Raw genomic sequence first — 22,204 nt, 5'->3', positions numbered from 1 at the left:
CGGGCGGCGCCTCAGGCGCCATCCCCGTCCTTCTTGTCATTTCCAGGGCTGCGTCGTCCCTGATCCGGCGTCGCCACCAGCCCGGCCGACCGCAGCACGTTCAAGACGCCGGCACAGAACCCCAGGAGGAGCAAGACGATCATGCCCCACGGCCCTGTACCCGCAAAATGGTCCAAAAGATAGCCCAGAAACGCCCCGACAACGATCCCGGCGATGAACTCGCTCGAGAGCTTCATCGCCGCCGCATAACCTTGCCGGCTTTCCGCGGCGCGCGTCTCGACGTCGTCCGACTTGTCCGTCCGTTTGGACGCGATGTCGTCGCCAAGGCGCTTCAGCCGCTCTTCCAGACTTTCTTCCGGCTTCTCCGTCACATGGCTCCCCTTTGCAGCCCCCACGCGGTCTTAAACGCGATCTCGGTCATACAAACGGCCGGTGTTCAAGCCACGCTTCGGCCCCATTTGAAGTCGCGCGCAACATAGTTTTAGGCACCCGCATAGTCAAGGCATGGGAACACCTTCGACGTGGACAATATTTCGTCGGGATTTCAGTGGCTTAGCCACAAATTTGGCGAGCTGCGGCAAAGCGGCAACGGGAATCGGCCGCGACCGGACGGTTCCAGCTGGCCGTTCGGCGCCAAGTCACCCGGCGGAATCGAGGCTGTTCGATCAGCTCCAGCCGCCGCCGTAAGTGCGATAGAAGACGTGCAACCCGATCTTGCCAACCCGCTTCATGGTTTTCGCCCAGGCTGGCTTCACATAGGTCGCGTGATAGTGCGTGGCCGACCCCACCTCCGGCAACCAGATCTTGCCGGCGGTGACGGCCATCGCGACTTCCTTGGCGGTCTTCCAGTGGGAGCGCGAATAGATCAGGTCACGGATCATGTCGCAGGCGAACGAGAACTGGCAGCGATTGCGCCAGGCCTTGTTCTGGTAGACGACGCCGCAAATCGTCTTCGGGTAGGTCGGATTGCGCACGCGATTGAGAATGACCTGCGCAACCGCCGCCTGGCCCTTAACGGACTCGCTGCGGGCCTCGAAGTAGATCCCCTCGGCGAGGCAGGTCTGCTCCTCCTTGCTGAAGACCGTAGCCGGCAAGACGGTGGCCGCCCAGGCATGGTCGTCGGGCGCGATGTCCGGAATGAAGCGCCCGCCGTTCTTGTCTTGCCTGAGGATCGAATCGAAGGGCGACTCACGCGCATAGTCCGGCTCGGGCCGGACATAGGCGGTCGCAAGAATATCGGCCTTGTCGTTGGTGATCAGCTTGGCGAGCATCGGCGAAACGCCGGGCTCGGCCTTTGGCGGCTTCTTTCGGTAGAAAGCCGTGGCGATCTCGATCTCCTTGCCCATGATGCGCGGTTTGGCGAAAACCATCTTCTCGGCCCCGTCGAAGTCCGGCTCCATCAGCGAGCTCGTCCGCTGGAGAATCGAACCGGCGGTAAAGTCCTTCGGCGGCGTCACCGGGGTAACGGCAATGATCCGACCCTTCTTGAGCTTGCGGGTCACGCGGTCTTCGTCGGGCGTCGCGCCCTCATGTTTGGTTTCCGCGGTCAGCGCCACATGGCTACCGTCGGGCATGGTGACGCCTGCACCGCCGTCCAGGGCACCGGTGGTGATCGGATCGGCGAACACCATCTCGACCTCATGCAGCGAACCGGCAGGCGACTGCGTGAGATACATCCGCCAGCGCTCGCCACCGCGGTTGATGCCCGACAGGAAAGTCGCCAGGTCGGAATAGGCGACCGCTGAAGGGAAGCTCAGGAAAATGGCAATGCCGATCAACGCGGACGCAGCCCAGGCCGGCAAAGACATACGAGACTTGCAACGCGACTTCTGGCTCTTACGCACCAAACGGCTCCACGCAACACTTACTCGGGCACGCGTTCTCGCAAGCCGGCGAAAGACCAGCTCCAGGATTCCGTGCAGGAAGCTAAGATTTGGAAGCGGCCGGACAGGGCACCGGAACCGCTTCGTTCGAGCTTAGAAAATGAAGCATTAACCTTGATGTTTGGTTAATGCGGCTGTGACGTTTCAGTCGGAGGAAGATGCTGTCTCGGCGCACTCAGATGATCACGTGAGAGCCGAGTTCGACCACGCGGTTTGTTGGCAGACGGAAATAGTCCGACGGGTCGATCGCCGCACTGGCGAGCGCGATGAACAGACGATCCTGCCAGTGCGGCATGCCGGACTGGGCGTCGGGCACAAGCTTGCGGCGACCGAGATAGAACGACGTCGACATGATGTCGAATTTCAGCCCCGACTTGCGGAAGAGACCAAGCGCCTGGGAGACGTTCTGGGTCTCCATGAAGCCGAACTTCATCTCGAGAAGGGTGAAGCGTTCGGACAGAGGCTTCACACTGACGCGTTCCTCCTTGGGCACTTTCGGTGTATTGGCCGTGCGGATCGTCAGAATGAAGTTCTGCATGTGCAGCACGTGATTGTGCTTGATGTTGTGAAGCAGCGCCGCCGGCGTCGAGTCCGGGTCGCTCGTCAGGAAGATCGCCGTGCCGGGCACGGCCACCGGCGCATGTTCGCTCTTGCGCTCGATCGATTTGATGAAGCTCGACAGCGGAATGTCGATATGCCGCGTCTTGGCATGCAGCAGTTCCGTGCCTCGCTTCCAGGTCCACATGACTATGATGAAGGTCGCTGCGATCAATATCGGCACGTAGCCGCCATCATGGATTTTCAGCATGTTGGCGCCGAGGAAGAAGAACTCCAGCATGAAGAGCGGAAACAGCGCGCCGGCTGCCCACCAGGCCGACCAGTTCCAGCGAGCACGCAGGAACTCGAAGGAAAGGATCGTCGTCACGACCATGGCGCCCGTGACGGAGATACCATAGGCGGTCGCCAAGGCCTCGGAGGAGCCGAACATGAAGACCAGAGCCATGACGCCGAACATCAGCAGCGTATTTACGTTCGGCAGATAGATCTGGCCGGTGTGGGTTTCCGACGTATGGAAGATCGCCATCCGCGGCAGGAAGCCGAGATGGATTGCCTGACGCGTCAGGGAGAAAGCACCGGTGATCACGGCCTGGCTGGCGATGATCGTCGCTGCGGTCGCCAGCAGGACGGCCGGCAGCAGCGCCCATTTCGGAAACATCAGGAAGAACGGATCGGACATCGCGTCCGGGTTCTTGAGCACGAACGCACCCTGACCGAGATAATTCAGCGTGAGTGCAGGGAACACGACAGTGAACCATGCCCATTGGATCGGCCGGCGACCGAAATGGCCGAGGTCGGCATAGAGCGCCTCCGCGCCGGTTACGGTCAGAAAGACCGCGCCGAGCACGATCATGCCGACGAAGCCCTCGTTCAGCATGAACGTGGCGGCATAAAGCGGATTGAACGCTGCGAAGATCGACATGTCGTCGGCGATGTGCATCAGACCGACAGCGCCCATCACCAGAAACCAGACGAGGGTGATCGGCCCGAAGAAATTGGAAACCGCGGCGGTACCTTTCGACTGCACGGCGAACAGCAGCAGCATGATAACCACGGCGATCGGAACGACATAGTCCGTAAGCGCAGGCGTCACCAGCCTGAGCCCTTCAACCGCCGAAAGAACCGACAATGCCGGTGTGATCATCGCATCACCGATGAAAAGGGCCGCTCCGGCAATGCCCATGAAGAAAAGGATCGACGCATGACCATTGGCGGTCTTCATCAGCAGAGCGAGTAGCGAGAGCGTGCCGCCCTCCCCCTGGTTATCGGCACGCAACAGAAAGAGCACGTACTTGATCGTGACGATGATCGTCAGCGTCCAGATCATCAACGAGATCAACCCGATGATCTCAACGTCCGTGACACCGTCGTGCGAAACGGGCCGCAGCGCCTCGCGGAATGCGTAGAGGGGGCTGGTGCCGATATCGCCATAGACGACGCCGATCGATCCGAGCCCGAGGACGAGCAGGCGGCGCACATTCTCGGACCCTTGTACGGCAGGGGCAGACGATTGAGACATACGTGTCCAACAGGCTCTTAAAGCCAGCCTTTCCAACGGAAAAAGAAGAAGGGTATCACGGCCGAAATCACCATCGCCGCCAGCGCCCACGGATAGCCGAGCTGCCAATCAAGCTCCGGCATCACGCGGAAATTCATTCCATAAATGGAAGCCACGAGAGTGGGCGGCAAGAGGACAACCGAGGCGATCGAGAAGATCTTGATGATCGCATTCTGCTCGACATTGATAAGACCAAGCGAGGCATCCAGCAGAAACGTGATGTTTCCGGAAATAAACGCCGCGTGCTCGGAGAGCGATTGTATGTCCCGAGATATCGAGCGGCAGATTTCGCGGCTGTCCTTGTCTTCCTGCACGACGGGTACAGTGTAGACGAAGGTCAGGAGCCTTGAAAGCGAGGCGAGGCTGTCACGCGTTTTTGCGACGAGCCTGTGGTGACCCGCGACATCGCGTAGCCGAGCCTCGAGCAAGTGCGGTGGCCGGCGTCTGGCTGCCGCCTTGTCACCGAAAACCTCGATCGACAGATCGTCTATTTTGTCCACGGCCTGTTCCAGGATTTCCGCCGTCCGGTCGGCAATCGTCTCGAGCAGCCGGGTGAGAAGCATGGCGCCGTTGCGGCAGCCGCCGGGAATCCGATGCATGCCGGTTTTGAACAAGCCGAACGCCCTGGGTTCCGCGTAACGAATCGTCACCAGCCGGCCGCCCGAAAGAATGAAGCCGACATCGGTCAGGCCGGGAATTTCCGTGTCGCTGCGATAGACCAGCGACGCCGTCATGAACACGGTGTCGTTCTCGGTATAGAGGCGGCTTGACGGCTCGATATCCTTCAGGTCGTCCCGCGTCGGGATGGAGATCCCCAGCAATTCCTCCATCATCAGATCTTCGGCCTTGCTCGGCTCGACGAGATCGATCCAGACGATATCGGGCCGCAGGGACGCCGGCGGCTCTGCCGCCGACAAGGCAACGGCGTCACCGTTCTTACAGTATCCCGTGATCATGCCGCTGCCCTTTTCATGCGGCCGACAAAAGCAACCCACGAGGCTCTGAAGCGATCAATCGCCACACGATTTCCATAATGCAGATTCATCAGATGAAGCGTCCGCCCTGCACGACAAATCCTCAATCGTTTGTCGCGGGAGGCCATGGTCTCCGGCGAGAGGCGCTGAGCCGATCACCCTGCACAGGGGCGGCAAGGCATATGGCGCAACACGCACGCAAAATCAATGCTCCTTTGCGCATGCCTGTCCCTGCAGGATTTCATTTCGGCGCAAACTAGCCTGCGCGGCCGAGCGACGCAAATCTATTCGAAGACGATGTCGGGCATGGTTCTGCTCTTGCTCTGCCGGGCCGCCGAAACCTGCTCCCACACCTTCGCTGCGATATTCCGGTAGATGCGCGCGACCTCGCCCTCGGGTTCTGAAACCACCACCGGCGTGCCCGCGTCGGAGGTTTCGCGAATGCCCATGGTCAAGGGTACCTCGCCGAGGAATGGCACACCGATGCGTTCGGCTTCCTTGCGCGCGCCGCCGTGACCAAAGATGTCGTAACGGTTGCCCGTGTCGGGCGCCACGAAGTAGCTCATGTTTTCGACAATACCGAGAACCGGGACTTCCACCTTTCGGAACATCGTGAGGCCCTTGCGTGCATCGACGAGTGCGAGGTCCTGCGGTGTCGAGACGATGACGGCACCGGCCAGCGGCACCTGTTGGGCCATGGTCAGTTGTGCGTCACCGGTGCCGGGCGGCATGTCCACGACGAGAATGTCGAGCTCGCCCCAGGCCACTTCGCGCAGCATCTGCAGCAGGGCGGACTGGATCATCGGACCGCGCCATATCATGGCAACCTCCTCGTCGACGAGGAATCCCATCGACATGACCGTCAGCCCGTAGTTTTCCATCGGGCGAATGAGCCGCCCTTCGATCTGTTGCGGTCGGCCACTGATTTTCAACAGGCGTGGCATGGAGGGGCCGTAGATATCGGCGTCCAGCAGACCGACCTTCAAGCCGTTTGCCTGCAGTGCGAGCGCCAGGTTCACCGATGTCGTCGATTTGCCGACACCGCCCTTGCCGGAAGCAACAGCGATGATGGCGCCGACGCCGGGGATACCCGCCTTTGCCGGAGCGCCGCCGGCCGGACGCTGACCGTGCCCGTGGGTCGCTGGCGGAACCTGCCGCGGTGTCTGAACCGGCGCCGCCTGCGGCGCTGCCTTGCGATCGGCCGTCAGCGCGACCATCGCCGCCTTGACGCCGGGTATTTCGCGCACGACCCTCTCCGCCGCGGCACGCATCGGCTCGAGTTCCTTCGCCCGATCGGCCGGCACGGTGATCGAAAAATAGGCCTTGCCGTCGGAAATGAAGACATCGGAGACAAGGCCGAGGTCGACGATGTTGCCCTCCATGTCCGGGCCGCGCACGCTCCGCAGCTTTTCAAGAACCGTTTCCCTGGTTACGTCCGGCATGCCGCCCTCTTCATCTGTCTTCGTTACGGCGCCTGGAGTCGTTCAGGCGGTAACACTTTGAACCACCACAGCGCCGCGCGTCTCTTCAGACGCGCAAACGACGCTGTAGCACTTTTAATTGCTGCATGTTGTTTCCTTAAATCGCCTAAGATTTAAGGAAACATGCAGTGGATAATCTATCCCAGAATCTGACCCGATTTAAGGAACTATGCTGTAGATAGTCGAGGCGGAGCGGTTCGCCAATGCGACAGATTAGGAAAAACAGGGCCGCCAGCCGATCGTCGCATCCGTACATCCGGGATCACGAGCGACTGGCGGCGGCCCTGCTTCCTCGCAACCTTCTTGGGCGCTGTTTTATTGTAGTCCCCTCTGGACACGAGAGCACATATGCACAACGCGTGCCAGATTCCCGCTTTGCTCGAAAATGTAATCATTTCAAGTGGATGAAGCTTGCGCGCATTGAATATGCAGACCGTGTCGGCTGCACTATTTCTGAGCAAGCATGCTATTTTCGCACAATGGGGGCATGCTGCAGAACCGGAGCGCGCCTTACCTGGTTTAGAGGCGCGGCGCTGTAGAGCACACGCCAGCGATCAGCTGATGTAGCCCTTTTTCATCGCCTTCACGACCGCCTGCGTGCGGTTTACCGCGTCGAGCTTCTTGGTAACGTGATTGAGGTAGTGATTGACGGTGTGCTCGGAGAGACCGAGGATACCGGCGATTTCGGCGCTGGTCTTGCCGGCCGCCGTCCAGCTCAGGCACTGGATTTCCCGCTCGGACAGGGCAGTGTTGGTATTCTTCCAGACGGAGCCGATCTCTGCCAATCGGTTGTAGACGTGGATCGCGATCATCTGCAATTCCATCGCCGCCGTCATCGGCAAGTCCATCTCCGGTCCCATGAGAATGACCGCACCGCGACCGCCTTCGGCGTCGTGGACCGGGAAGTAGTTTGCCTGGAAAATGCCGTTCTCGCGCAGCATGGCGATGTAATCTGCGGCCGATGCCGGCTTCCCACCCTCGTTTTCCCAGTCCTCGAGCATGACCTGGAACGGCGTCGTGGTCTCCCTCAAGCGACGGACGCCCGTGCTGAAGCGCAGCATCGACAGGCTGTCGTACTTGTTGAGCAGTTCGGCCGGCATGTTGGATATGACGGTCGTCGCCGCCAGCCTTTCCACCTCGATCGCAGGAATCGAGCAGATAAGAAAAACCTTGAAACCGAAGAGCTGCGTGACCCGCCGCATGTAGCGGATGATGTCGAACTGGGTCTCAAGCCTTGCGATTTCAGACGCGAAATCACCGCCCCGGGGCAGATCGGTGTCAGTCATCCCGGCCGTCATCGTATCTTGCATTCGCGCGTTCCATGGCATTCATCAACAATCAAATAGCCCGAGCAGTCGACCAATGCCAACAGGCGATCGACATTCGGCGCTATTCATGCGCAAAAGGCTGTGTATTTCCCTGCTTTGCGAGCCGCATAGTCCGTCGAACCTCTCCGAAAACGAAATTCAGTTGATCAGCCCGGCACGCATGGCCTTGGCAACGGTCTGAACACGGTTGACGGAATCCAGTTTGCGCGTCGCGCGATTGAGGTAATGGTTCACCGTGTATTCGGAGAGCGCCATGATTCGCGCCATCTCCATCGTCGTCTTGCCCGCGGCAGCCCAGCGCAAGCACTCGATCTCGCGACGGGAAAGGCTGCCGGCTCCCCGGCTGTCGCGCCCTCGCACCTCGCTCAGCCGGCTGTAGAGAAGGCCTGCCCAGAGGTTGAGCGCCTGCATTTCGTCATTGGACACCAGCTCTCTGTTTCCGCCAAAGGCGATAGCGGCGCGGCGTCCAGATGCGTTGTGAACCGGCAGATAAAGACCACGCGGCAGTCCGGCCGCTTCGAACACGCAAACCGCGGCATCACCCTTGCCGTCGAGCCGCCTGCGCGCAAGCTGGTGAGCATCGTAGGTGAAGGGAATGGTGCTCCGGCGCAGTCGCTGGACGACAGGGCTGCCATCGATCAGACGGGCGCTGTCGTAGCGCCTGAGGAACTCCGACGGCCAGGTCGTCATCAGCGCCTGGGCGCCCAGGCTGTGGCATCCGGCATCCGGGATCGACAAAACCAGGAATCCACGAAAGCCGTAAGCGTCCGATATCTGAGCAAGAACCCGCCTGATATCGTCTTCATTGCCCAGCGCTCCCGCGACTGACCGCCCGCCCGGGAGAATCAAAGAGGATATAGTCGCGCTGAAATCTACCACCCGCTCGTCTCCCACATCCCGCGCCCGATCGAGCGAGGCCGCTTTCGCCGTGATACAACTACGTCAAAACGTCCGCCAAAAATCAAATTCCGCTGCCGGTGCTTGCAACCGGCCGTAGCGGCGTGTCTGATATATCGCAAGCTAACGATCTCGAAACACCTCGTCCAGTCGAGGTTCCTAATTTACCGTAAAGCGGAGTTAACGTCCATTGCGCCCAGGGCCGAGGCGCATTCGGACCTCGTCCTCGATCTTTCCTGCTGCCTCCCGGACGACGTTGGCCCAGGCCGCCAGCTGTGCCATGTTGACCCGATACGCGGGGCCGGTGACAGATACGCCCGCAACCAGATCGTGTTCCGGAACGAAGATCGGGGCGGCGACACAGCAGATTTCCGCCTCGTGCTCCTCCCGGTCGAACGCGTGCCCATCACGGCGAATCTCGTCGATTTCCGCAAGCAGGCCAGCGGCGGAACGATGCGTATGGGCCGTGAACGGGTGGAACCTCGTTTTTGCGGCAATGCGCATCAAGTCCGACTGCGGCAGCGACGACAGCGCCGCCTTGCCGATGCCCGTACAATAGGCCGGCGATGCCTTGCCGATCTGCGAGCTCATCCGCACCGTCTGCCGGCTCTCGACCTTGTCGACGTAGATGATTTCCGTTTCCTGCAGGACGCCGAGGTGAACCGTCTCGCCCGTCAGTTCATGCAACCGCAACAGATGCGGTTCAGCGACGTCACGGAAACGGTTGCCGGACCAGGAACGATAGGCGAGCTTCAACAGGCGAAGGCCCGGCTCGTAAGCGAGGTCACGCCCTTGGACGAGCAGCCCCTCCTCGACCAGGTGACTGAGCAGCCTGTGCACCGTGCCGCGAGGCTGACCGACGGACTGAACGATATCCGTGAACCGCTGCGGGTTGCCGGCCGTCACGACCGCCTCGAGGACCGCCATGGCCTTGCCGAGCGTGCCGGTTCCGGCGATTTCAATCTCTGCGTCGGTTATCTTGGTTTCGTTCATATCATCAGGCTTCGATCAGCGGCATCGCGGCTTGACAGGATAAAAGCAATGGCGCGATAATTCCAGATAATAAAACAGCGTTCCACATAATGGAACTGTTCCATCCCAATATCTACACGGGGGAAATCATGCCATTGCCGAGCGGTCAGTTTCCCGACCTGCAAAACAACGGCGTGCTCATAACCGGTGGAGGGTCGGGCATAGGCGCCGCCCTGGTGGAAGCTTTCTCGCGGCAAGGTGCGCGCGTCGCCTTCATCGACATCGCAGAGGAAGAGAGCCTGGCGCTTTGCGAGAAGCTGGCCGCCGAAACGGGAAGAAAACCGCTGTTCATTCGCGCCGATCTCAGACAGGTCCCCACATTGAAAGCGGCCGTCGATGCCGCGGCCAGCACGCTCGGCTCGATCCGTGTGCTCGTCAACAATGCCGCACGCGACGACCGCCAGCCATTGGAAGCGGTCACCGAAGAGAGCTGGGACGAAAGCCTGTCCGTCAATCTCAGGCACCTCTTCTTCATGAGCCAGGCAGTGGCGCCCCACATGCGGCGCGCCGGCGGCGGGTCGATCATCAACTTCTCGTCCATCGCCTTCATGCTCAACATGCCGGATGTACCCGCCTACGCGACGGCGAAAGCCGGCATCGTCGGGCTCACCAAGTCGCTCGCCGGGAAACTCGGCCCGGACAATATTCGCGTCAACGCGATCCTGCCCGGCATGATCGTTACCGAACGGCAGAAGCGGCTATGGCTGGACGATGACGCGATTGCGCGCATGCAAGAGAAACAGTGCCTGAAACGCATGTTGACCGCCGACGACCTCGTGGGGCCTTGCCTCTATCTGGCTTCGGACTGCTCGGCGGCGATGACGGCCCAGACCATGATCATCGATGGAGGCGTATTTTGATGACGGCAGGCTATTATGCTGCGGTCGATTGGGGAACCACGAGCTTCCGGCTGTGGATCATCGGCGAAGATGGCGCCGTCCTTGCGGAACGCCGCAGTGCGGAAGGCATGACAACGGCGGCGAAGGTCGGTTTCCACGCAGTTCTCGACGCACATCTCGCCGCGACCGATGCTCCCGGCCATCTCCCGATCGTCATTTGCGGAATGGCCGGTGCCCGCCAGGGTTGGAGGGAGGCGGGTTACCTCGATACACCGGCCGCCCTAAGCGCGATTGCCGGCAGCGCTATTTCCGTCCCGGACGTCGACCGCGATATCCGAATACTACCGGGCCTTGCCCAGCGCGACATGCGCCATCCGGATGTGATGCGCGGCGAAGAAACCCAGCTTCTCGGCGCCGCCGGTACGCTCGGCACCGGTCGGCACCTCGTATGCATGCCAGGTACGCACAGCAAATGGGTCCGCTTGAGCGGCGAGACGGTCGAGGGCTTTTCCACCTTCATGACCGGCGAGTTGTTCGATGTCGTCTCGCGTCACTCAATTCTCAGCAATTCCGTATCGGACGGGGGCGCGCTCGCCGGCAACGATCCCGCCTTTCTCGAAGCCGTGTCAGAGGCGACGCGGAATCCGGCTCTCGCCACGAACCTGCTTTTTTCAGTCCGGGCGGGACAGCTTCTCCACGGGATCAGCGCCACCGACGCCAAGGCGCGGCTCTCCGGCACCATGATCGGCGTCGAGATCGCAGGCGCCCTTGCAACGGCGGGATCGATCGACGGGATTTGCCTCGTCGCATCGGGCCCGCTCGGCGCACTCTATCATGCGGCCCTCGAAAGCCAGGGCCTCAAAGTTCAGCATGTCGACGCCGATGACGCGGTGCGGGCCGGCCTCTCCGCCGCCGCCGGCGCCATTTGGCCCCTTTGACGAAAGAAAGAAGATGAATCGCATCCCCCTCCCACCGATGAAATATCCGCTGGTCGCCATCTTGCGCGGGCTCAAACCAACCGAAACTGAAGGCGTCGTCGGCGCGCTGATCGAGACGGGCTTCACTGCAATTGAAATCCCGCTGAACTCGCCCGACCCGTTCCGTTCCATCGAAATGGCCGTGAAGATGGCACCGGCCGGCTGCCTTATCGGCGCAGGAACCGTGCTGACGACAGCGCAGGTGGAACAACTCGCCGACATCGGCGGACGGTTGATGGTGAGCCCCAATGTCGAACAGTCGGTGATCAGGCTTGCCGCGGCGAAAGGCATGGTCACGATGCCGGGCGTGTTCACGCCGACCGAGGCGCTGGCAGCCGCAGGCGCGGGTGCGACCGCTCTCAAGTTCTTTCCTGCGAGCGTACTCGGCCCCTCGGGCATCGCGGCGATCCGCACCGTTCTTCCAACCGATGTCGAGGTCGCAGCCGTCGGCGGCGTGTCGGAGAGCAACTTCGCCGACTATGCCAAGATCGGCATTCGCAGCTTCGGCCTCGGCTCTAGCCTCTACAAGCCTGGCATGAATGCAGCGGAGGTTGAACAGCGGGCGAAGGCGACGCTCGAAGCCTATGACACTGTTTATGGAGGCCGGTGATGACAGATCCCGTTCCCTTCTCCGGCCGCGTCCTCTGCGATTTCGGCTCCGAGCTCGGCGAAGGTCCGACCTTCGATCCCGGCAGCGGCACCGCCTGGTGGTTCAATATCACGGGCCGGGAACTGCATGAGCTGCATGTCGAAAGCGGCCGAAAGACGGTTCACACCCTGCCCTTTCTTGGCAGTGTGCTTGCCGTCATCGATCCCGCCCGGCAGTTGATCGCGTCGGACCAGGGGCTTTTCCTTCGCGACACGGAAACTGGCAAGCTCTCCCTTTTCACCACGCTTGAAGACAAGCCGGTCAACCGCTCCAATGACGGTCGCGTCCATCCATCCGGCGCTCTCTGGATCGGCACGATGGGACGGAAGGCCGAAAGGAATTCGGGTGCGATCTACCATGTCGCCGGCAATCGCGTGACCAAGCTCTACAGCAATATCAGCATTCCAAACGCCATTTGTTTCTCGCCCGATGGCGCCACGGCCTATTTCACCGATTCGGTCGTCAACCGTCTGATGCGCGTCGATATTGATCCCGCGACCGCCCTTCCGATCGGGGATGCCGTTATCCTTTCCGACGAGAGCACGTCTCCCGGAGACGTCGACGGCGCGGTCTGCGATGCCGACGGGCTGATCTGGAACGCCCGCTGGGGCGCAAGCTCCGTCGACGTCTATAAGCCGGACGGCCAGAGGATCGCCCGCTACGCCGTTCCCGCGACGCAACCAAGCTGCCCGGCCTTCATCGGAGCGAAGGCTGACCGGCTGCTCATAACCTCGGCCTCGCAGGGGTTGGACGAGGCCGCGCGGGCGGCCGATCCCGATGCCGGAAAAACTTTCGATCTCGGCATCGAGGTCAAAGGCCGTTTCGAGCCGGCGTTTCTGCTCTGACCTATAACAAGTGCTGGTATTCGGGCCGCCAAAAAGTCATACAATTTCGCCATGCGATGAATCGCCATGGAAGGGAGGGCTCGGATGAGCGAAAAGAAAAAGGAACTGAGAAGCCGCCACTGGTATGGCGGGACGCACAAGGACGGCTTCATCCATCGGTCCTGGATGAAAAACCAGGGGTTCCCGGATCATGCTTTCGACGGGCGCCCGATCATAGGCATCTGCAACACCTGGTCCGAGCTCACCCCCTGCAACAGCCACCTGCGCGTTCTGGCCGAAGGCGTCAAACGCGGCGTCTGGGAGGCCGGTGGTTTTCCGGTCGAGTTTCCCGTTTCCTCGCTCGGCGAGACGCAGATGCGCCCGACCGCCATGCTTTTCCGCAACCTTCTGGCGATGGACGTCGAAGAAGCGATCCGCGCCCACGGGATAGACGGCGTGGTGCTACTCGGCGGGTGCGACAAGACAACCCCGGGCCAGTTGATGGGCGCCGCCTCCGTCGACCTCCCGACGATCGTCGTTTCCTCCGGGCCGATGCTGAACGGCAAGTGGAAGGGCAAGGACATCGGCTCGGGCACGGATGTCTGGAAATTCTCGGAAGCCGTGCGGGCGGGCGAAATGAGCCTGCAGGAATTCATGGCTGCCGAAAGCGGAATGTCGCGTTCGCCCGGCGTCTGCATGACGATGGGCACCGCGACTACCATGGCCTCGGTGGTGGAAGCGATGGGTCTTTCGCTCCCGACCAACGCAGCCCTTCCCGCTGTCGACGCGCGCCGCATGGCGCTTGCACACATGACCGGCAAGCGGATCGTCGAGATGGTGCACGAGGATCTTCGACTGTCGAAAATCCTGACGAAGCATAACTTCGAAAACGGCATCATCGCAAACGCCGCCGTCGGCGGATCGACGAACGCCGTCGTGCACATGCTCGCAATTGCCGGACGCGCCGGGGTCGACCTCTGTCTTGAAGACTTCGATCGCGTCGGCGGCCGGGTTCCCTGCATCGTCAACTGCATGCCGTCGGGTAAGTATCTTATCGAGGATCTCGCCTATGCGGGCGGCCTCCCGGCGGTGATGAACCGTATCCGGCATCTGCTTCATGCAGACGCGCCGACGGTTTTTGGCGTGCCGATCAGCAAATATTGGGAAGGTGCCGAGGTCTACAATGACGACGTCATCCGCCCGCTCGATAACCCGCTGCGCGCCGCCGCCGGCATTCGCGTGCTGAAGGGCAACCTCGCCCCGAACGGCGCGGTCATAAAGCCGTCGGCAGCGAGCGAGCACCTGCTCGCGCACGAGGGCCCGGCCTATGTCTTCGAGACAATTGAAGACCTCAAGGCCAAGATCGATGACCCGGACCTGCCGGTAACCGAGGATACGATCCTCGTGCTCAAGGGCTGCGGCCCGAAGGGTTATCCCGGCATGGCGGAAGTCGGAAACATGCCGATCCCGCGCCGGCTCGTCGAAAAGGGCGTTCGCGACATGGTGCGCGTTTCGGATGCACGCATGTCGGGCACTGCCTTCGGCACCGTGGTCCTGCACGTGAGCCCGGAAGCCAATGCCGGCGGTCCGCTTGCGATCGTCAAGACCGGCGACCGCATCCGTCTCGATGCCATGAAGGGCGAGTTGAATCTTCTCGTCAGCGAGGAGGAGTTCGCGGCGCGCATGGCCGCCTGGCAGCCGCCGGAGCAGAGATGGCAACGCGGCTACTACAAGCTTTATCACGAGACCGTGCTGCAGGCCGATAAGGGCGCCGACCTCGACTTCCTCGTCGGCAAGAGCGGCAGCGACGTGCAACGCGAGAGCCATTAGAGCATTTCATTGTTTCATTGAAGCAGTGAAATGATCTAACTCTTTGAAACCACTCAATTCCGGACGGAAAAACGTTACACACTTTTCCTGGAATTGCTCCGGTGCGCGATGAGGAACCGTGTGTGCGGTTTTCCGCCCGCATCCCGCTCTGGCGTATTAGACTAAGTCATAGTGACCCAGAACGTCATCAGACGCTACCACGGCGACCCCATTTGCGGCAGCACTTGAAGATCCCGGATCAATCTCTATCCGGGATCTATAAAGTGATTTTCGTCGCTCTCTCAAGTATTTCGCAAGGATGACCGGAGAACACATGCCAGCCTGGCTAGTTTTAGCCACATCTAAACAAAGCAACAACTTTATTAGCCGACTTTGCGAAATACAGTGACCGTCCGATCGATGCTGCCAAGACAAAGCGTCCTAAGGTAGAATCGCCGTCAATTGCCTAGTACGGACGTTTGCATTTTTTACGGAACTGATTTCGCTGCCGGACGTTGCTTGAGTATCACCAGCGCGGTGGGGCAGGCCGCTCGCCCGACGCCGCGGGGTGGTCGACAACGTCAACGAAAGGCAGTCTGATATGACAAAGAAACTTGTATCTTCCGTTGCGGCTGGCGCGCTTCTCGTGGGCGTTACCTTCGCCCCGACAAGTTTCGCGCAGCAGACAACAACACCTCCGGCCAATCCGGCAGCACCCACGCAGACGCAGCCGGGCGGCACTACACCGCCTGCCACGGAGCCTCCGGCCGATCAGGCCCAGACTCCTCCACCGGCTGGCAATGAGGCACCTGCGGATAAAACGGCCAAATCGGACTATCTCACCGAGCAGGCGGACGATCAGATCGCTACCAGTGATTATGTAGGCCAATCGGTTTACAATGCGGCCGATGAAAGCATCGGCAAAATCGACGATCTGCTCATCAAGAAGGATGGTGGTGTCGAAGCAGCCGTGATCGGTGTTGGCGGCTTCCTCGGGATTGGCGAGAAGAACGTTGCTGTCCCATTCGACCGGATCGAGATTTCCGAGCAGGCCGATACAGCAGCGCTGAAGCTGACCACGACCGAAACGGCCGACACGCTGAAGGCAGCGCCGGAGTTCAAGACGAAATCGCAGATGATGGCCGAGCGCAATGCAGCGCAGCCGGTAGACACATCGACGACTTCTTCGACCGGTACAACGCCGGCAGCACCGACGCAGCCGTCACCTCAGCAGTAAACTGAGCATCCTGCTCCCAAGCCTGAAAAGCGGCGCATTGCGCCGCTTTTCTCGTGCGTCAAACAGAATCACCTCAGAACAGAACGCCGTATCTCAATGCATCGTAGATGCCGGCATGGATATTGCGGCTCGCCACCGCGTCGCCGATCCGAATGAGGTCGAACGTCCCCTCCGGATTGCGCACGGCCATCGGGTTTTCGCGACGGATGAGAGCCTTGTAGTCGACCGCGCCAAGGTTGCGGGATAGTGGCTTGAGATCGAGATAGAGGTCGGCCATCGGCACTGTGCCATGCTCGACCACCACCTGCGCCACCCGACGCTCAATCGAAACGGTCTCCGAAAAATCCGAAAACAAGGTCGCAACTAGCGAATTGCCGTCGCGTCTTACCGACTTCAGCCGCGTGTTGATCGTTACCCGCACATTCTTCTCGGCGAAGATCTTCGCATAGGGAACATGGTTCATGCCGCCGATCTCGGGTGCGAACATGCGCTCTGGCGAAACGATTTCGAGTTCGATGCCCGCCCTGGCTATCAGTTCGGCAGCGGTCATGCCGCTGTGCGCGCCGTTGTCGTCATAGAGCAGAACCGGTCCCTCGGGCTTCATTGCTCCCGCGATGATATCCCAGCTCGAAACGACGAGGTCGCCGCCTGTCTCAAGCGCCGGATTCTGGGCGATGCCGCCGGTGGCAACGACAACGAGATCCGGCTCGCGTGCCAGCACGTCCTCCAAGCCGGCAAAGACATTGTAATGGATCGGAACGCCGAGCCGTTCAAGTTCGGAAAGCCGCCAGTCGACAATGCCGATCATTTCCTTGCGACGCGGGTTTCGTGCCGCAAGCAGGATCTGGCCGCCGGCCTCGCTAGTCGCCTCCAGGAGCTCGACCGAGTGACCACGCTCGGCGAGCACGCGCGCCGCCTCGAGGCCGGCTGGTCCCGCCCCGACGACAACCGCACGCCGGCGGGCGCCATCACTTCTCGAGATGATGTGCGGCACGACCGCCTCGCGTCCGGTGGCCGCGTTGTGGATACAAAGCGCGCCTCCGCCTTCATAGATGCGGTCGAGACAGTACGTCGCGCCGACGCAGGGACGGATCTCGGCCTCGCGCCCCTCTTCGATCTTCCTGACGATATACGGGTCGGCGATATGGGCGCGCGTCATGCCGACCATGTCGAGCTTGCCCTCGGCGATCGCATGCCGCGCCGTCGCCACATCGGCGATACGGGCGGCATGGAACACCGGAAATTTCGTCGCTGCCCGAACCTCTCCGGCAAAATCGAGGTGCGGCGAGGCAGCCATGCCCTGGATCGGGATTACCTTGGTGAGCGGGGCGTCGTGCTCGAGATGGCCGCGAATGATGTTCAGAAAGTCGATCTTGCCAGAACCGGCGAGTCGCCTCGCGATCTCCACACCTTCTTCCTTCGACAGGCCCTTGTCCCAGTCTTCGTCCGCGACCATGCGCGTGCCGACGATGAAATCCGGACCCACCGCCTTGCGCACGGCGTCAACAACCAGATTCATGAAGCGCAGGCGATTGTCGAGCGAACCACCATATTCGTCGTCACGATGGTTGGTGGCTGGCGACCAGAAGCTATCGATCAGATGGCCATAGGCCTCGATTTCGATACCATCGAGACCGGCGGCCTGCATGCGGCTGGCGGCCGTTGCATAGTCGCTCACGATCCGCTCGATATCCCATTCCTCGATCTCCTTCGGAAACGACCGGTGCGCCGGTTCCCGGACGGGAGAGGCGCTCAGCACCGGCAGCCAGTCGCCCTTGTTCCAGCTTGTGCGGCGACCGAGATGGGTCAACTGGATCATGACCGCGGTGCCGTACTCGTGACAGTCGTCGGCGATCTTCTTGAGCCAGGGCACGATTTCATCGGCATAGGCGTGGAGATTTCCGAAAGCCGGCGGAGAGTCCTCGGAAACGATCGCCGATCCGGCCGTCATCGTCAGCGCTATTCCACCCTTGGCCTTTTCCAGATGATAGAGCCGATAGCGGTCCTTCGGCATGCCGTCCTCGGAATAGGCCGGCTCATGGGCCGTCGACATGATCCGGTTCTTGAGGGTCAAGTGCTTTAGACGATATGGCTGGAGCAGCGGGTCCTTCGAGAGGGTCATTCAACGGTCCTTGGGGCTTTCATGCCGGTCAGTACCAAGCGTCGGGCATGCTGTTTTTCCGTCTGGCGACATAGTCCACCAGAGCCTCGTCGATTGCTATATCCAGAGGCGGCGCTTCGTATTCGGCAAGCGTCTTTTTCCAGTGCCGGTTGGCGCGCGTCGCCATGTCCGTCTCGCCCTGTTCGACCCATTTCTCGAACGGCTCGTTGTCGGAAAGTGCCGAGTCCCAGAAAGCGGTTTGATAGTTGCGCATGGTGTGGTCACAGCCCAGAAAATGGCTGCCCGGCCCGACCTCCAGGAAGGCGTCCATGGCAAGCGCATTGTCATCGACGACGACGCCGGCAAGATAGGAATGGAGCGCCCCGCAGAAATCGGTATCCATCACGAATTTCTCGTAAGACATGGCGAGCAGGCCATCGACGAACCCGGCGGAATGCAGGATGAAATTGGCACCGCAGTGGACCGCGGACAGCATCGACATGACGCCTTCCTGCATCGCCTGCGCATCCGGCCTCTTCGAGTTGGAGAAGTTGCCGGCGCAACGCAGCGGCAAGCCCAGCCGGCGGGCGAGCTGACCGACGACCATGCTGCCGATCGCCGGCTCCGGTGTGCCGAAAGTGGGCGAGCCGGAGCGAAGCGACATTGACGAAAGGAAGTTGCCGAAGATTACGGGCGCCCCTTTTCGTTCGAGTTGCGTCAGCGCACAGCCGGCGAGCGTTTCGGCATAGGATTGGGCGATGGCGCCGGCATTGGTCACGGGCCCCATGGCCCCGCCCAGGATGAAGGGCACGATGACCGCCGCCTGATTGGCACGCGCATAGGCGCGCAACGACTTCGTCATCGTCCCGTCCCAGACGAGCGGCGAATTGACGTTGACGTTGCCGAGGATAACGCAATTTTTGTCGACGAAATCGACGCCGAAGAGAATGCGCGCCATCTCAATCGAATCCTCGGCGCGCTCCTCGGCCGTGATTGAGCCCATGAAGGCACGGTCGGAATACTTGATGTGGCTGTAGACCATATCGAGATGGCGCTTGTTGACCGGCACGTCGACCGGCTCGCAGATCGTTCCGCCCGAATGGTGCAGCCACGGACTCGACTGAGCGAGCTTGATCAGATTGCGGAAATCCTCGATCGTGCCGTAGCGTCGGCCCTTGTCCAGATCCATGACGAAGGGCGAACCATAGGCCGGGGAAAAGACGACGTTGCGGCCGCCGATCTCGACGCTGCGGGCGGGATTGCGGGCATGCTGGGTGAACTGCGACGGTGCGGAACGGACGATCTCGTTCAGCATGCCCGGCTCGAAGGTTACGCGGACACCATCGATTTTCGCGCCGGCGCGCTTCCAATGGTCGAGCACTACAGGATCATCGCGAAACTCGATGCCGACTTCGGCGAGGATGCGATCCGCGGTCTGCTCGACGCGCTGCAGGCTTTCCTCGCCGAGGATATCGTAGGTCGGTATGTTGCGGACGATATAGGGAACGCCGAGATTGCTGCCCCCTTCCCGTCGCTGTGCTCTCGTACCCCGTGTTCTCCGAGGTGCCTCAACCGTTGCTCCCGACGTCGATTCCATTGCAAGCCTCCCATCATTTGCGGTGATGCTAGTGACGATCAAGATCGTTGTAACGGTGGAAAAATTCGACGCATGCTATAAGCTGTATTTATGGAAAACCTGCGCCGCCTCCTTCCCTCCGCCGCCAGCCTCATCGTTTTCGAGGCGGCCGGCCGCCATCAGAATTTCACCCGTGCCGCCAACGAACTCGGGATGACGCAAGCAGCCGTATCCTACGCCATCCGCGGCCTCGAGGACCAACTTGGCGTGCCGCTGTTTCACCGCGTGCACCGGGCGGTCGAATTGACCGAGGCCGGCGAGAAATTCCATGCGGATGTCTCGGTCGGCCTGTCGCGGATCCAGAAATCAGCCGAAGATATCCGCTCGAAGGGCCGCGAGACGAACGTTACGCTCGCAGCTTCCACCGCTTTCACCTCGATGTGGATGCTTCCACGGCTGAATCGGCTGCGGGAAGACTTGCCGGAAATCGATCTCCGCATCCAGACCAGCGTGCGCGATCTCGACCTCGATGACGAGCCTATTCCCTTGGGCATCCGCGGCGGTGACCCTGGTCACTGGCCCCGCTATCATGCGGCTCTTCTGGCCGAGGAAGTGGTCAATGCCGTCGCGACACCCGCCTATATCGAGGCGCACGGCCTGCCGGAAACGCCGGCCGACCTGTTGCGACACAATCTGATCCATCTCGAGGAACCCGTCCGGCGGGCTTGCGATTGGACAGAGTGGTTCGCGAGTGCGAGCCTTGCCTACCCGGCCCAGGGACGACGGCTGTCGATCAACGACTACGTGCTGGTGATCCAGGCAGTGCTTGCCGGCGAAGGAATCGCGCTCGGCTGGGAACACTTGATCGAGCGGCAGGTCCGTTCCGGTGCGCTTGTTCCGGTGGGCGGGCACGTCCTGAAGACCGGGCATGCATTCTACGTCGTCTGGCCGCGATCGCGCGAACTCAACAGCCAGGCACGGCGCATCAGGGACTGGCTCTTGGACGAGGGATTGCGTGACCGCTCCGATGCGGGCGGCGCCGATGAAAGCTACCGTCAGCGGGATGCTGCAACGTCCCGATAGCGATCCGAAAGATAGCGCATCGTCGCCACGGCGTCCGCCGGCTTGCCGTAGAAATAGCCCTGCCCCATGCCGCAGCCGAGCGCTTTCAACTTCAGCGCTTCGGCGAAATCCTCGATGCCTTCGGCGACGACTTCAAGCTCCAGCCCCTCGCACATCGAAACGATGGCCTTGATGATATGCTCCGATGCGCGGTCGGCCGAGATACGGGAAACGAAGGCGCGATCGATCTTCACTTTGTCGAAGGAAAAATCGCGCAACCGGCCGAGGCTCGATTGCCCCGTCCCGAAATCGTCGAGCGACACGCGCACGCCGGCCGCCCGCAATTCGGAAACGATCTTCTGCGCCACATCTGCGTCCGCCATCACCGCTGTCTCGGTAATCTCGAGTTCCAGTCGGCGGGGGTCGAATCCGACCTGATGGATGATCGACAGCAGGCGTGAGCTGGTCGCTGGGTCCATCAGCTGTGCCGAGGACAGGTTGAAGGAGAGGAAGAGTTCCTTCGGCCAGGACAGGGCCGCCTGCGCTGCCTTGCGCAACAACGTTTCCGCCAGCGACTCGATGAAACCGCGCTCTTCGGCAAGCGGCACGAAAATCGAGGGCGAGACATAGCCGAGATCCGCGTCGCACCATCTTGCCAGTGCTTCGAAGCCGACGACCGAATCGCTGCGAAGATCGACGATGGGCTGGAAATGCACATCGACCTGGTCGGCGATGATCGCGTTGCGCAGCGCCTGTTCAATCTGCGTCGCGCGTTTCATTTCCTGGGCGATCTCCTGCGAGTAGACAGTGATCTGGCCACGCCCGCGCCGCTTCGACCGATAGAGTGCGGTGTCGGCGCTCTTCAGCAGGTCTTCAAAGCTGTTGCCCGCGAAAGGGTAGACCGCGAAACCGAACGACGCAGACAGGCGCACGTTCCGGTCGCCGAGATCGAAGGGAGCCGATAGTACCTCTTTCAGCACCCGGCCCAGTTTTTCGGCGCCCTTGCGCTCGAAGATCAGCGGTAGCACGAAGGCGAACTCGTCATCCTTGGTGCGTGTCACGGTCGCACCTTCCGGAACGCAGGCTTTGAGACGGTGCGCGACCTGGCGGAGGATCTGATCGCCGGCCTCCGGCCCGAACAGGTCGTTGATCGGCTTGAAACCATCGAGATTGGCAAGGCCGATGGTGAAGGGTGCCGGGTCGCTCGCGCGTTCCGCGGCAAGTTCACAAACCGTCTGGCGCAAATGCCGGCCATTGCCGAGGCCGGTGAGTTCATCAAGAAGCGCCACCGAGTGCGGCACGTCAATGATCTCATGCCCCGCGACCTGCCTCCACATCATGGCCGCAAGCTCCCGCTGCAGACTACAGCGCCGCGTGTCTTATCAGATGCGCAAAGATGCCGCGGCTCTCGCCCGTCGA

At 61.1% G+C, this 22,204-nt stretch carries 18 protein-coding genes; 7 read left to right on the top strand and 11 right to left on the bottom strand.

The window, feature by feature from the left end; genetic code table 11:
- Positions 1-11: 11 nt before the first annotated feature.
- From FKV68_RS04485 to FKV68_RS04450, 8 genes are all read right to left on the bottom strand, one after another.
- Positions 12-371: an AtpZ/AtpI family protein gene (locus FKV68_RS04485; protein WP_180940331.1), complete on the bottom strand. Its 360-nt coding sequence runs from the start codon at positions 369-371 to the stop codon at positions 12-14.
- A 294-nt stretch (positions 372-665) separates the two neighbouring features.
- Positions 666-1,808, bottom strand: coding sequence for a cell wall hydrolase (locus tag FKV68_RS04480; RefSeq protein ID WP_180940330.1), 1,143 nt, complete (start codon positions 1,806-1,808; stop codon positions 666-668).
- Between the two features lie 250 nt (positions 1,809-2,058).
- Positions 2,059-3,960 carry a potassium transporter Kup gene (locus FKV68_RS04475; protein WP_180940329.1) on the bottom strand — a complete coding sequence of 634 codons (1,902 nt, stop codon included), beginning with the start codon at positions 3,958-3,960 and terminating at the stop codon, positions 2,059-2,061.
- A gap of 17 nt (positions 3,961-3,977) precedes the next feature.
- Complete coding sequence (locus tag FKV68_RS04470) at positions 3,978-4,955, bottom strand: magnesium transporter CorA family protein (protein ID WP_180940328.1); 978 nt, start codon at positions 4,953-4,955, stop codon at positions 3,978-3,980.
- Between the two features lie 302 nt (positions 4,956-5,257).
- Entirely contained in the window at positions 5,258-6,415 is a 1,158-nt protein-coding gene (gene apbC, locus FKV68_RS04465) for an iron-sulfur cluster carrier protein ApbC (protein WP_180940327.1), read from the bottom strand.
- Positions 6,416-7,008: 593 nt separating this feature from the next.
- Complete coding sequence (locus tag FKV68_RS04460) at positions 7,009-7,782, bottom strand: LuxR family transcriptional regulator (protein ID WP_425347587.1); 774 nt, start codon at positions 7,780-7,782, stop codon at positions 7,009-7,011.
- 138 nt (positions 7,783-7,920) lie between these two features.
- On the bottom strand, positions 7,921-8,661 hold the full coding sequence (locus FKV68_RS04455) for a helix-turn-helix transcriptional regulator (protein WP_180940325.1): 741 nt from the start codon (positions 8,659-8,661) through the stop codon (positions 7,921-7,923).
- Between the two features lie 198 nt (positions 8,662-8,859).
- The gene (locus tag FKV68_RS04450) at positions 8,860-9,672 is read right to left on the bottom strand and encodes an IclR family transcriptional regulator (RefSeq protein WP_180940324.1); all 813 of its coding nucleotides are present in this window, start codon (positions 9,670-9,672) and stop codon (positions 8,860-8,862) included.
- Between the two features lie 128 nt (positions 9,673-9,800).
- Here FKV68_RS04450 and FKV68_RS04445 point away from each other — a divergent pair, with 128 nt between their 5' ends.
- From FKV68_RS04445 to FKV68_RS04420, 6 genes are all read left to right on the top strand, one after another.
- Complete coding sequence (locus tag FKV68_RS04445; RefSeq protein WP_180940323.1) at positions 9,801-10,571, top strand: SDR family NAD(P)-dependent oxidoreductase; 771 nt, start codon at positions 9,801-9,803, stop codon at positions 10,569-10,571.
- A complete protein-coding gene (locus tag FKV68_RS04440) occupies positions 10,571-11,488 on the top strand; it encodes a 2-dehydro-3-deoxygalactonokinase (protein ID WP_180940322.1) in 918 nt (305 codons plus the stop codon). Before FKV68_RS04445 ends, FKV68_RS04440 begins: the two co-directional genes overlap by 1 nt.
- 13 nt (positions 11,489-11,501) lie before the next feature.
- A complete protein-coding gene (locus FKV68_RS04435; protein WP_180940321.1) occupies positions 11,502-12,137 on the top strand; it encodes a 2-dehydro-3-deoxy-6-phosphogalactonate aldolase in 636 nt (211 codons plus the stop codon).
- Positions 12,137-13,021 carry an SMP-30/gluconolactonase/LRE family protein gene (locus FKV68_RS04430; RefSeq protein ID WP_180940320.1) on the top strand — a complete coding sequence of 295 codons (885 nt, stop codon included), beginning with the start codon at positions 12,137-12,139 and terminating at the stop codon, positions 13,019-13,021. The genes FKV68_RS04435 and FKV68_RS04430 overlap by 1 nt, the downstream gene beginning before the upstream one ends.
- Before the next feature lie 84 nt (positions 13,022-13,105).
- Positions 13,106-14,830 (top strand): IlvD/Edd family dehydratase, encoded by a 1,725-nt coding sequence (locus tag FKV68_RS04425; protein WP_180940319.1) that lies wholly within the window; start codon positions 13,106-13,108, stop codon positions 14,828-14,830.
- A gap of 580 nt (positions 14,831-15,410) precedes the next feature.
- Positions 15,411-16,046 carry a PRC-barrel domain-containing protein gene (locus tag FKV68_RS04420; protein ID WP_180941403.1) on the top strand — a complete coding sequence of 212 codons (636 nt, stop codon included), beginning with the start codon at positions 15,411-15,413 and terminating at the stop codon, positions 16,044-16,046.
- Between the two features lie 73 nt (positions 16,047-16,119).
- On the opposite strand, the gene FKV68_RS04415 is transcribed toward FKV68_RS04420, so the two are convergent.
- Both FKV68_RS04415 and FKV68_RS04410 read right to left on the bottom strand, forming a co-directional pair.
- On the bottom strand, positions 16,120-18,168 hold the full coding sequence (locus FKV68_RS04415; RefSeq protein ID WP_180940318.1) for an NADH:flavin oxidoreductase: 2,049 nt from the start codon (positions 18,166-18,168) through the stop codon (positions 16,120-16,122).
- Positions 18,169-18,196: 28 nt separating this feature from the next.
- A complete protein-coding gene (locus FKV68_RS04410) occupies positions 18,197-19,744 on the bottom strand; it encodes a trimethylamine methyltransferase family protein (protein ID WP_180940317.1) in 1,548 nt (515 codons plus the stop codon).
- Between the two features lie 90 nt (positions 19,745-19,834).
- Between FKV68_RS04410 and FKV68_RS04405 the strand changes: the two genes are divergently transcribed.
- On the top strand, positions 19,835-20,806 hold the full coding sequence (locus tag FKV68_RS04405) for a LysR substrate-binding domain-containing protein (protein WP_180940316.1): 972 nt from the start codon (positions 19,835-19,837) through the stop codon (positions 20,804-20,806).
- Here the strand turns inward: FKV68_RS04405 and FKV68_RS04400 are convergent.
- Complete coding sequence (locus FKV68_RS04400; protein ID WP_425347589.1) at positions 20,779-22,122, bottom strand: putative bifunctional diguanylate cyclase/phosphodiesterase; 1,344 nt, start codon at positions 22,120-22,122, stop codon at positions 20,779-20,781. The two genes, FKV68_RS04405 and FKV68_RS04400, sit on opposite strands and share 28 nt — an antisense overlap.
- Between the last annotated feature and the right edge of the window lie 82 nt (positions 22,123-22,204).

This window comes from Sinorhizobium mexicanum, from assembly GCF_013488225.1.
GTDB classification, from domain to species: Bacteria; Pseudomonadota; Alphaproteobacteria; order Rhizobiales; family Rhizobiaceae; genus Sinorhizobium; species Sinorhizobium mexicanum.
This window is presented reverse-complemented; position numbering and strand designations above follow the sequence as displayed.